Source organism: Macromonas bipunctata (genome assembly GCF_002837135.1).
GTDB classification, from domain to species: Bacteria; Pseudomonadota; Gammaproteobacteria; order Burkholderiales; family Burkholderiaceae_C; genus Macromonas_A; species Macromonas_A bipunctata.
Genome location: NZ_NWBQ01000070.1, coordinates 1 through 11,039, shown reverse-complemented (window position 1 = coordinate 11,039; position 11,039 = coordinate 1). Strand labels below are relative to the sequence as shown.

Sequence of the window (11,039 nt, the reverse complement as noted above, 5' to 3'; positions counted from 1 at the left end):
CGTTGATGTGGTTCCACACCTGATTGACCTCGCGCGCCATCTGGCGCAGCACGCGCGCGTGCTTGTCCTTGATGCGCAGCTGGAGGGTTTTGGTGGTGGTGTTCACGCCGACGATGATACGGGTCGGCTACACAAAAGACTACGGGCCGACCCGGCCCGATCGCTCGAACCTCGGGCTGAACCCCGGGGCTTGCCGCTCAATCTGGGTCATGAAATGCCAATTCAGCCGGTGGCGGGCCACTTCAACCCAGCCTGGCACGCCATCGGCAAAACGTGCGACGTGAGCTTTTGCGGCAGCATGTCGCCCCGGCGCAAGGCCATCGTGGAACAATTGCAGGCGCACGGCCTGACGGTGGAACTGCCCCGCGCCGCCTACGGCGACAGCTTGGTGCCTGCGCTGCTGCGCAGTCGGCTCATCCTCAACGTCCACTACTACGAGACGCGGCTGTTTCCGGTGCTACGCGTGGCGCGGCCCGTGCTGCTGGGGCTGCCGGTGGTGTCCGAAACCTCGGAACACAGCCCATTGAGCGACTGGTCGCAGTCGGGCGTGATGTTCGCCGATTACGACCAGCTGGTGGCCACCTGCCTGGACGTGCTGGCCTTCCCGGAACGGCAACAGGAGAGCATCACCCGCAGCTGGCGCTTTGTACAGCAATTGCCGTTTGAGGCGGCGTTCAACCGGGCGATGGCGACGCTGATAGCTTGATGCTCTACACCATCTTGATCACCAGCCGCTTGCCGCAAGCGTGGGCGTACTTGCGCAGGGTGGCAAACGACGGGGAATGGCTTTCGCTGCGGATCGAAGCCTCCAGACGCGACACGGCGCTCTTGGTCGTGCCCATGCGGGCGGCCACTTCTTCTTGGGTCAGGCCCGCCTGTTTGCGGGCCTGTAACAACTCGCCAAGCGCGGCGTATTCTTCTTCCAACCCGTCCCACGCGGTCTGAAACCCTGGCCGCTGCATGGCGCGGGCCAGCTCTGCCTGGGTGTCCAGGCGCACGGGTTTGAACGATTCACTGTGCATGTTTGACCTCCTTCAACCGTTTGCGGGCAGTCTTCAGTTCCCGGTCGGGCGTTTCCTGCGTTTTTTTGATGAAGCTGTGCAGAATCACGATCTCGCGCCCGACCATCGTGCAGTAAAACGCGCGGCCAATACCTTCCACGCCCTTACAACGCAACTCGAAAAGTCCGTCGCCCACAGCACGCGAGTGCGGCAGGCGCAGATCTGCACCATGCTCCTCCATGAGCAAGATCAGACGCAGGTAATCGGCGTAAATGCCGACGGGCCAAGCGGTGATCTCGCGCTGCACGCGCTCATTGAAGTAACTGACTGTCCAGTGCATGGACAGATGTTAGCAAGTTTGCTAACCCTACGCAACCACACCATCGCCACCTTGCGCGACAATGCGCCCCATGAAAGTCCGCACCCTCTCGGAACTCAAGACGCTGAAAAAAGCGATGGCCGCCCGTGCGGCGCAGCTGGCCGCGCAACGTGCTGCCGAGGCAGCCGCGCGCCAGGCGGCGCAGCAACGCCAGCACAAAGACCGTCTGCTGTTTGAGCGCGTTGTGGGGGCGGTGCAACGCCTGCCCCACCACGGGCGGCACGTGGTGCCGCCGCACCCGGTGCAACCCCTGCCCCAGCAGCGCCAGCGCGACGAACAGGCCGTGATGCAGGAGGCCCTGAGCGACGAGTTCGACGCCGAGACGCTGCTGTTCACCGACGAACACCTGAGCTTTCGTCGCCCCGGCATCGGGCAGGAGGTGGCGCGCCGGCTGCGTCAGGGCGACTGGAGCATCCAGGCCCAGCTCGACTTGCACGGCCTGCGCACCGACGAGGCCCGCCCCGCGCTGAGCGAGTTCATCCGCGAGGCGCACAAGCGCGGCCTGCGTTGCGTGCGCGTGGTGCATGGCAAGGGGCTGGGCTCGCCGGGCAAGACGCCGGTGCTCAAGGGCCGTGTCCACAGCTGGCTGGTGCAAAAAAGCGAGGTGATGGCCTTTGTGCAGGCACGCCCAGCGGAAGGTGGTGCGGGCGCGCTGGTGGTGCTGCTGCGGCCCTCGCCCCGGGTGACGTAGGGCCCGGGGCACACCGGTCGGCATCAGCCGTGCTGGTTGCGCATCCAGTCGGCGGTCTGGAAGAAGCTCTGGTTCAGGCGCGCGCGCAGTTCGTCGGGCACGTGGGTTTCGCGCATGGCCTGATCCATGCAAGTCACCCATTGGTCGCGCTCCACGATGCCAATTTTGAACGGCATGTGGCGCATTTTGAGGCGCGGATGACCAAAACGTTCCACAAAATAGTCCGGCCCACCCAACCAACCGCACAAGAACCAAAACAGCTTTTGGCGGGCGCTGTCGAGCGTACTGCCATGGCTGATGCGCAACTCACGGTAGCTTGGTTCCAGATCCATCAGGTCGTAAAAACGGTCGACCAGCGTTTGAACTGCGGGTTCGCCACCCAGCCATTCAAAGGGCGTCATGGGTTGGCCAGCGTCGTTCTTGGGCGGGGGTTCCTGGATTTGCATGGTGTTGTGGTCTTGTGTCGGTTGGGTTGGGGCCTCAAGCATAACGGCGGAAGACGGCGGTGCTGCCATCCAGCCGCACCAGCAGCACGTCGTAGGGGTCGCGGCGGCCGCCGTACGCCGGGCCGTCCATGCCGGGCGAACCCACCGGCATGCCCGGCACCGCCAGCCCCAGTGCGCGCGGGCGGGTCTGCAGCAGGCGCTGCACCTCGGTGGCGGGCACGTGGCCTTCCAGCACGTAGCCCTGCACGCGCGCGGTGTGGCACGAGCCCAGTTGTTGCGGCAAGCCCAGCCGGGCACGGATGGCGTTGTTGCCGGTGTTGTGCACCTTGACGGCAAAGCCGTTCTGTTCCATGTGCGCGATCCAGTCCTGGCAGCAGCCGCAGTTGGGGTCTTTCCAGACCTCGACCAGCAGGCGGGTGGCGGGTGCGGCAGGGGTGGCCGTGGGTGCGGCGGCCCAGGCGGGGGCTGTCAGGGCGGCCAGGGTGGCGGCGCTGGCTTGCAGCAGCCAGGTGCGGCGCGATGGGTGGGTGGCAATGGGCATGGAGCATCGTCCTTTCGTGTTGCGCGGTACGACACCCCATGCGGCCAGAAGTTTCACACTGTCGCTGCCACGCCCAGGGGCACGGCGGGCGGCAACGCTCAGAGTGCGGCTTGCAACACGCGGCGGCTCAGGGCCAGATCCATGTCGCCGTGTTCGCCCAAAGCGGTCATGCCGTGCTTGTCCAGTTGCGCGATGAGGTGGTCGATGGCCTCGGCGCCCACGCCGTAGTCGCGCAAGCGGGTCTTGACGCCCAGCGATTCAAAGAAGGCGCGGGTCTGCTCTATGGCCTGCGTGACGCGCTCGTCTGCGCTGCCGGTGCGCAGGCCCCAGACGCGCTCGGCGTATTGCAGCAGCTTGTCGTGCTTGGCGGCGCGGCGCACCTCCAGCAACGCGGGCAGCACCACGGCCAGGGTCTGGGCGTGGTCCAGGCCGTGCGCAGCGGTGATTTCGTGCCCCAGCATGTGGGTGGCCCAGTCCTGTGGCACACCCGCGCCAATCAAGCCGTTGAGGGCCAATGTGGCGGCCCACACCAAGTTGGCGCGCACGTCGTAGTCCTGCGGCTGGCTCAGGGCCAGCGGGCCCACTTCCACCAGCGTTTGCAGCAGCCCTTCGGCAAAACGGTCTTGCACACGGGCGTTCACCGGGTAGGTCAGATACTGCTCGACCACGTGGACAAACGCATCCACCACCCCGTTGGCCACTTGGCGCGGCGGCAGCGTGAAGGTCTTGGTCGGATCCAGCACCGAGAACAGCGGAAACACCTTGGCATGGCCAAAAAAGCGTTTGGCTTGCAGCGACTTGCGGCTGATGACGGAGCCGGCGTTCATCTCGGAGCCGGTGGCGGGCAAGGTCAGCACCGTGCCCAGCGGCAGCACATCACCGATGCCCTCGCCGCGCGTTTCCAAAATCTGCCACGGGTCGCCCGTGTAATGCACCGCAGCAGCCACAAATTTGGTGCCATCAATGACGGAACCACCACCCACCGCCAGCAAGAAGTCGAGTCGCTCGCGGCGCGCCAACTCCACCGCTTGCATCAGGGTTTCGTAAGTGGGGTTGGGTTCGATGCCGCCAAAGCGGTGGATGGTGCGGCCGCCCAACGCGGCCTCGACCTCGGCCAGCGTGCCGTGGCGTTCGGCACTGCCGCCGCCGTACAGCACCAACACGCGCGCCTGCGCGGGCACCAGCTCGTCAAGGCGGGCCACGCTGCCCTGGCCAAACACGATGCGGGTGGGGTTCTGGAAATCAAAGTTCAGCATCAACAAACTCCCAAAGGTTGCAACAAAACCGTACAAGCATACTGTGGCGGTTTGACTGTGCTTCAGTCCGCCGCCTGGCGCAACGTGCTGACCACCGGGGTGCGCAACACACCGCGCAGCCCCCACCAGCCCGCCATCAGCGCCAGCCCAGCCCCGGCCAGCGCCCCCAGCAACGGCACCCAAGGCGAGGCGTTCCAATCGAACTCAAACACATAACGCGCCAGCGCCCAACCCACCACCACCGCCACGGCCGATGCCAGCGCCCCCGCCAGCAGGCCCACGCCCACCAGCTCGGCGCGCTGCACCTGGCGCAACAGCGCCGACTGTGCCCCCAGCGCCCGCAGGATGGCAAATTCGCGCTCACGCTCGCGCCGGGTGGCGGTGATGGCGGCAAACAGCACCACCAGCCCCGCCGCCAATGTGAAGGCAAACAGGAACTCCACCGCCCGTATCACCTGCCCCAACACGGCCTGCACCTGCGCCAGCGTGCTGCCCATGTCCACGCTGGTGATGTTGGGGTAGGCGCGCACCAGCGCGTTGTCAAAACCCTTGTCGTTGGGGGCGCGGAAGGCGGTGATGTAGGTACGCGGCACGTCGGGCAATTGCGCCAGCGGGTACATGGCAAAGAAGTTGGCCCGCATCGAGCTCCAGTCCACCTTGCGCAAGCTGGTGATGGTGGAGGTGCGCTGCACGCCCGCCATGTCGAACGTCAGCGTATCGCCCAGTTGGAGACCCAGCGTTTTGGCCAACCCGGTCTCGATGCTGATGGCGTGGGGGTCGTTCTCCGTCCAGCGCCCGGCCTCCACCGGGTTGTGCGCAGGCACGGTGGCGCTGTGCGAGAGGTTGAACTCGCGCCGCACCAAATTCTGCGCGCGTTCGTCGGGGTAGTCCTCCGGGCGCACCGCGCGCTGGTTGATGGCCACCAGCCGGCCCCGGATCATGGGGTACCAGTCGTAGCGTGTCACGCCTTGCGCGCGCAAGGTGGCCTGAAAGGCCTCGGCCTGTTCGGGCTGGATGTTGATGACAAAGCGGTTGGGCGCATCGGCGGGCGTGGCCTGCTGCCAGCTGCGGATGAGGTCGGTGCGCAGCAGCACGAGCAGCACCAGCGCCAGCAACCCCACGGCCAACGCACTCACCTGCACCACCGCGTAGGCAGGCCGGGCACAGAGCTGGCGCGTGGCCAGGCGCAACCAGCGCGGCGCGGTGGCCTCGTTCACCACACGGCGCAGCAAGCGCACCGCCGCATAGGCCAGCGTGGCAAACAGCGCCACCGCCACCGCAAAACCGCCCACGGCAATGCCGCCCAACTTGGCATCGCCACTGGCCAACAGCAGCAACACGGCAAACCCCGCCGCGCCCAGCCCCAGCACCGCCAACGAGGCCGATTTGAGGTTGCCCACCTCGCGCCGAATCACCCGCAGCGGCGGCACCTGCGCCAGTTGCAACACCGGCGGCAGGCCAAACGCCAACATCAGCGTCAGGCCCATGCCCAGCCCCAGCAAGGCGGGCCACGCGCTGGCCGGTGGCATGGGGGTCTTGACCAGATCGGCCAACAACCACACAAAACCGTGGTGAACGGCGTAGCCCAGCGCCACCCCCAACAACCCCGCCAACAGCCCCACCAACGCAAAACCAAAGCTGTAGGCGCGCACCATCGCGCCTTGCGACAAGCCCAACACACGCAGCAAGGCGCAGTCGTCCAGATGCCGCGCCGCGTAGGCGCGTGCCGCCAAGGCCACCGCTACCGCGCTCAGCAGCGCGGCCAGCAGGGCCACCAAGTTCAGGAATTTCTCAGCCCGGCCCAAGGTTTGCTGCATCTCGGGGCGACCGTTTTCCAGCGTGTCCAGCCGCATGCCGTGGTGATTCTCGCGCTTGAGTTCGGCCTCGGCCCAAGCCGTGTAGCGTTGCACGGCGGCATCGTCCCCCGCCACGGCCAAGCGGTAGCTCAAGCGGCTGGCCGGTTGCACCAGGCCAGTAGCGGCCACATCTTGCTCATGCAGCATCACGCGCGGTGCAAAGCTCATGAAGCCCGCGCCCCGGTCGGGCTCTTGCACAATGAGGCGTTCGATGCGGAACGCGGCATCGCCCAGCCACAGGGTCTGCTGCAACTCCAGGCCCAGCGCCAGCAACAGCGGGGCATCCACCCACACGGTACCGGGTGCGGGCACGTCGCGGGTCGGGGTACCACCGGCATCGGCTTGGGCCACGCTGGCCGCCACGCGCAACTGGCCACGCAAGGGGTAGCCCGCTGGCACGGCCTTGAGCGACACCAGCCGCGCCGCACCGCCCAGCTCATCGGGCGCGCGCGCCATCGTCGGAAAACTCACCTGCAACGACGTTTGCAAGCCCCACGCCTGCGCCTGCTGCGCAAATACAGGGGGTGGCGCGTGGTCACTGCGCAGCACAGCATCACCACCGATCAACTGGCGCGCGTCGCGCTGCAGGCCGTTTTGCAGCCGGTCGGCAAAAAAACCCACCGCCGTCAGCGCCGCCACCGCCAGCGCAATGGCCAGCACCAGCACGTGCAGCTCACCGGCACGCCAGTCGCGCCACAAGGCCCGGGCGCCCAAGGCCCAAAAGGAAGGAGGTTGTGGTGGTCGTGGTGGTGGTACAGACATGGCGCAAGCGTAACCCAGCGGCCTTAAACGAGGCCAGATCAAGTGTCTTTCGAAATTTGGATGGTCGGGAATTTGCTGGAAAAGTCCTTGGCCTTGGCTGCCACCGTCAGGGCCACCTGACGCGCCACGCCCTGGTACAACTGCGCGATCTCGCCTTGCGGGTCGGCCACCACGGTGGGGGTGCCGCTGTCGGCCTGCAAGCGTATTTGCAGGTTCAACGGCAACGCACCCAGATAGTCGATGCCAAACTCTGCCGCCATTTTTTTGCCGCCATCGGCACCAAAAATGTGCTCCACATGGCCGCAGTTGCTGCACACATGGACAGCCATGTTCTCCACCACACCCAGAATCGGCACGCCCACTTTTTCGAACATCTTGATGCCCTTACGCGCGTCCAGCAACGCAATGTCCTGCGGCGTGGTCACGATCACCGCCCCCGTGATGGGCACACGCTGGCTCAACGTGAGCTGAATGTCCCCCGTGCCGGGTGGCATGTCCACCAGCAAATAGTCCAGGTCTTGCCAGTGGGTCTGGCGCAACAGTTGGTCCAGCGCCTGAGTGGCCATCGGGCCGCGCCACACCATCGCTTGGTCAGGCTCCACCAGAAAACCTATCGACATCACCTGTACGCCGTGGTTGCGCATCGGCTCCATCGTCTTGCCGTCGGTGCTTTCGGGCCGACCACTGATGCCCAGCATGGTGGGCTGGCTCGGGCCGTAGATGTCGGCATCCAAGATGCCCACACGCGCGCCTTCGGCCGCCAGCGCCAGCGCCAGATTGGCGGTCGTGGTGCTCTTGCCCACGCCACCTTTGCCCGACGCCACGGCCACGATGTTCTTGACCCCCGGCAACAGCGGCACCCCGCGCTGCACCGCGTGGCTGACGATGTTCGTGCGGATCTGCACGTTCACGTGCCGCACGCCGGGCACGGTCTGCGCCGCAGCGGTCAGCGCCGCCTGCAACGCTGCGTGCTGGCTGCGCGCAGGGTAACCCAGCTCCAGCTCAAACGACACCGCATCGCCTTGCACCTGCACATGCTTGATGGCCTTGGTCGATACGAAATCCTGGCCCGTGTACGGGTCGGTCACGGTTTGCAGCGAGCGCAACAGCGCCTGTTGGTCAATGGCCATTCGGTCTCTCCAGCAAAAAACAAAAGCGCGATTGTGGCGGGTGGCCCCTTAAAATTGCCAGCTTGCCCTGAAAGACCCCTTTAACTATGACCGCTGCGCGCCGCTTCTTCGTCACCACCGCCCTGCCCTACGCCAACGGCAACTTCCACATTGGCCACATCATGGAATACATCCAGGCCGACGTCTGGGTGCGCATGCAGCGCATGCAGGGCCACGAGGTGCATTTTGTCGGCGCCGACGACGCCCACGGCGCGCCCATCATGATCGCCGCCGAAAAAGCCGGCATCACGCCGCAGCAGTTTGTGGCCAACATTGCCGCCGGGCGCGCGCAGTACCTGGAGGGCTTTCACGTCCGGTTTGACAACTGGAGCTCCACCGACAGCCCCGAGAACCACGCCCTGGCGCAGCAGATCTACCGCGACCTCAAGGCCAACGGCCTGATCGCTACCCGGACGATCGAACAGTTCTTCGATCCCGAAAAGAACATGTTCCTGCCCGATCGCTTCATCAAAGGCGAATGCCCCAAGTGCGGCGCCAAGGACCAGTACGGCGACAGCTGCGAAAGCTGCGGCGCGGTGTACGCCCCCACCGAGCTGAAGCACCCCTACTCCGCCCTGTCCGGTGCCACGCCGGTGCTGCGCACGTCGGAGCACTACTTTTTCCAGCTCAGCAACCCGCGCTGCATCGAGTTCCTGGAAAACTGGACCGCCGAGCCCGGCCACCTGCAACCCGAGGTGCTCAACAAGATCAAGGAATGGTTCACCAAGGACGAAGAAGGCAACGGCGGCCTGGGCGACTGGGACATCAGCCGCGACGCACCTTACTTTGGCATTGAAATCCCCGACGCACCGGGCAAATACTTCTACGTCTGGCTCGACGCGCCCATCGGCTACCTGGCCAGCCTGAAGAGCCACTTCGACCAGGGCCAAGCCGCCAACCACTGGCACCCGGCCTCGCGCACCACGCAAAGCTTCGACGAATTCGTGGCCGACCCGGCGATGGAGCAGGTCCACTTCATCGGCAAAGACATCACCTACTTCCACACCCTGTTCTGGCCCGCCATGCTGCACTTCAGCGGCCGCAAAACGCCCACGCAAGTCAACGTCCACGGCTTTATCACCGTGAATGGTGGTGAAAAGATGAGCAAAAGCCGGGGCACCGGCATCGACCCGCTCAAGTACCTGCAACTGGGCATGAACCCCGAGTGGCTGCGCTACTACCTGGCCGCCAAACTCAACAGCCGCGTCGAGGACGTGGATTTCAACCCCGACGACTTTGCGGCCCGCGTCAACTCCGATTTGGTGGGCAAATACATCAACATCGCCTCACGCGCAGCGGGCTTCATCGCCAAACGCTTTGGCGGTCGGTTGGGCACCATCTCGCCCGATGGCGACGCGTTGCTCGACCACCTGCAAACCGCCGTGCCCGCCATTGCCGAACTCTACGCCGAACGCGAGTACGGCAAGGCCATCCGCGAGACCATGGCGCTGGCCGACCGCGTCAACGAGTACGTGGATGCCAACAAACCGTGGGAGCTGGCCAAGCAGGCGGGCATGGAAGCGCGCCTGCAAGAAGTGTGTACCACCTGCATCGAAGCCTTCCGCGTGCTGACCGCTTTGCTCAAACCCGTGCTGCCCGCACTGGCGGGCAACGTCGAAGCCTTTTTGCGCTGCGAAGCCCTCACCTTTGCCAATGCCGCCACCCCGCTGGGCGCGGGCCACACCATCGGCGTGTACCAGCACTTGATGCAGCGCGTCGATCCGAAACTGCTCGAAGCCCTGTTTGAGCCGCCCGCCGCGCCGGAACCGGAAAAACCCACCCCCGGCGGCGAGGACATCGCGCCCACCATCTCCATCGACGACTTCGCCAAGGTGGATTTGCGCATTGCCCGCATCGACCACTGCGAGCCGGTGGAAGGCTCCACCAAGTTGCTGCGCCTGACGCTGGATGTGGGCGAAGGCCGCACCCGCAACGTTTTTAGCGGCATTGCCAGCATGTACAAGCCCGAGGATCTGATCGGCAAACTCACTGTGGTGGTGGCCAACCTGGCCCCGCGCAAGATGAAGTTTGGCATCAGTGAAGGCATGGTGCTGGCCGCCAGCCACGCCGACGAGAAAGCCCAACCCGGTATCTACGTGCTGCACCCGTGGCCGGGCGCACAACCGGGCATGCGCCTGCACTGAACCAGCACAGCACGCAGGCCACGGACATGCACTCCGCACCTTCCGGCTGGCTCGACATTGAACGCACCCGCCAAGCCAACCTGCGGTTGGGCATCACGCTGGCCATGGTGGCGGGAGCCACCAACGCAGGCGGCTTTTTGGCGGTGGGTGAATACACCTCGCACATGACTGGCATTGTGTCGTCGGTGGCCGACGAACTGGTGCTGGGCCACTGGACACTGGCCATTGGCGGCATGGCCTCGTTCTTGGCCTTCTTGCTGGGGGCCATGACCACCGCTTGGCTGGTCAACTGGGGCTTGCGACGGCAACTGCGCAGCGCCTTTGGCCTGCCCCTGTTGCTCGAAGGCGCAACCTTGCTGCTGTTTGGCCTGTTTGGGGCCGCCATCAACCTGCACGTCACGCTGTTCATGCCGCTGACGGTGTTGCTGCTGTGCTACACCATGGGGCTGCAAAACGCGGTGATTACCAAAATCTCGCGCGCCGAGATCCGCACCACCCACCTCACCGGCCTCGTCACCGACCTGGGCATCGAGCTGGGCAAGGCGCTCTACATCAACCGCCACGCCAGCGAGCTGCCGGTGCAGGCCAACTGGGACAAGCTCGGGCTGCAGGCCAAGCTGATTGGCGGCTTCTTTGGCGGTGCCGTGGCCGGGGCGCTGGGCTTCAAGCACTGGGGCTACGTCACCACCGTGCCGCTGGCGGCGGTGCTGCTGCTGCTGGTGCTGCGCCCGCTGCTGGACGACTGGCGCCGCTGGCAGGCGTGGGCGGGGCGCTAACCCGGATATTTCACCGCA

At 65.4% G+C, this 11,039-nt stretch carries 11 protein-coding genes; 4 read left to right on the top strand and 7 right to left on the bottom strand.

Features of this window, described 5'->3' with window-relative positions; genetic code table 11:
• Nucleotides 1-214: 214 nt before the first annotated feature.
• Nucleotides 215-706 (top strand): CgeB family protein, encoded by a 492-nt coding sequence (locus CON76_RS10520; RefSeq protein ID WP_101103311.1) that lies wholly within the window; start codon nt 215-217, stop codon nt 704-706.
• A 4-nt stretch (nt 707-710) separates the two neighbouring features.
• Here the strand turns inward: CON76_RS10520 and CON76_RS10515 are convergent, their stop codons facing one another.
• Both CON76_RS10515 and CON76_RS10510 read right to left on the bottom strand, forming a co-directional pair.
• Nucleotides 711-962, bottom strand: coding sequence for a helix-turn-helix domain-containing protein (locus CON76_RS10515; protein WP_240592838.1), 252 nt, complete (start codon nt 960-962; stop codon nt 711-713).
• A 49-nt stretch (nt 963-1,011) separates the two neighbouring features.
• The gene (locus CON76_RS10510; protein WP_101103309.1) at nt 1,012-1,341 is read right to left on the bottom strand and encodes a type II toxin-antitoxin system RelE/ParE family toxin; all 330 of its coding nucleotides are present in this window, start codon (nt 1,339-1,341) and stop codon (nt 1,012-1,014) included.
• Nucleotides 1,342-1,411: 70 nt separating this feature from the next.
• Here CON76_RS10510 and CON76_RS10505 point away from each other — a divergent pair, with 70 nt between their 5' ends.
• Nucleotides 1,412-2,071 carry a Smr/MutS family protein gene (locus CON76_RS10505; protein ID WP_169929041.1) on the top strand — a complete coding sequence of 220 codons (660 nt, stop codon included), beginning with the start codon at nt 1,412-1,414 and terminating at the stop codon, nt 2,069-2,071.
• Nucleotides 2,072-2,094: 23 nt separating this feature from the next.
• Here the strand turns inward: CON76_RS10505 and CON76_RS10500 are convergent, their stop codons facing one another.
• The 5 genes from CON76_RS10500 to apbC all read right to left on the bottom strand — a co-directional run bounded on the left by CON76_RS10500 (nt 2,095) and on the right by apbC (nt 8,062).
• The gene (locus CON76_RS10500; RefSeq protein WP_101103313.1) at nt 2,095-2,517 is read right to left on the bottom strand and encodes a group II truncated hemoglobin; all 423 of its coding nucleotides are present in this window, start codon (nt 2,515-2,517) and stop codon (nt 2,095-2,097) included.
• Nucleotides 2,518-2,551: 34 nt separating this feature from the next.
• Nucleotides 2,552-3,058, bottom strand: coding sequence for a DUF411 domain-containing protein (locus tag CON76_RS10495; protein ID WP_101103307.1), 507 nt, complete (start codon nt 3,056-3,058; stop codon nt 2,552-2,554).
• A 98-nt stretch (nt 3,059-3,156) separates the two neighbouring features.
• Nucleotides 3,157-4,314: an iron-containing alcohol dehydrogenase gene (locus CON76_RS10490; protein ID WP_101103306.1), complete on the bottom strand. Its 1,158-nt coding sequence runs from the start codon at nt 4,312-4,314 to the stop codon at nt 3,157-3,159.
• 62 nt (nt 4,315-4,376) lie between these two features.
• Nucleotides 4,377-6,932: an ABC transporter permease gene (locus CON76_RS10485; RefSeq protein WP_101103305.1), complete on the bottom strand. Its 2,556-nt coding sequence runs from the start codon at nt 6,930-6,932 to the stop codon at nt 4,377-4,379.
• Nucleotides 6,933-6,970: 38 nt separating this feature from the next.
• Complete coding sequence (gene apbC, locus CON76_RS10480; protein ID WP_101103304.1) at nt 6,971-8,062, bottom strand: iron-sulfur cluster carrier protein ApbC; 1,092 nt, start codon at nt 8,060-8,062, stop codon at nt 6,971-6,973.
• 86 nt (nt 8,063-8,148) lie between these two features.
• Between apbC and metG the strand changes: the two genes are divergently transcribed.
• A complete protein-coding gene (gene metG / locus CON76_RS10475; RefSeq protein ID WP_101103303.1) occupies nt 8,149-10,245 on the top strand; it encodes a methionine--tRNA ligase in 2,097 nt (698 codons plus the stop codon).
• A gap of 26 nt (nt 10,246-10,271) precedes the next feature.
• Entirely contained in the window at nt 10,272-11,021 is a 750-nt protein-coding gene (locus tag CON76_RS10470; protein ID WP_101103312.1) for a YoaK family protein, read from the top strand.
• Nucleotides 11,022-11,039 lie beyond the last annotated feature (18 nt).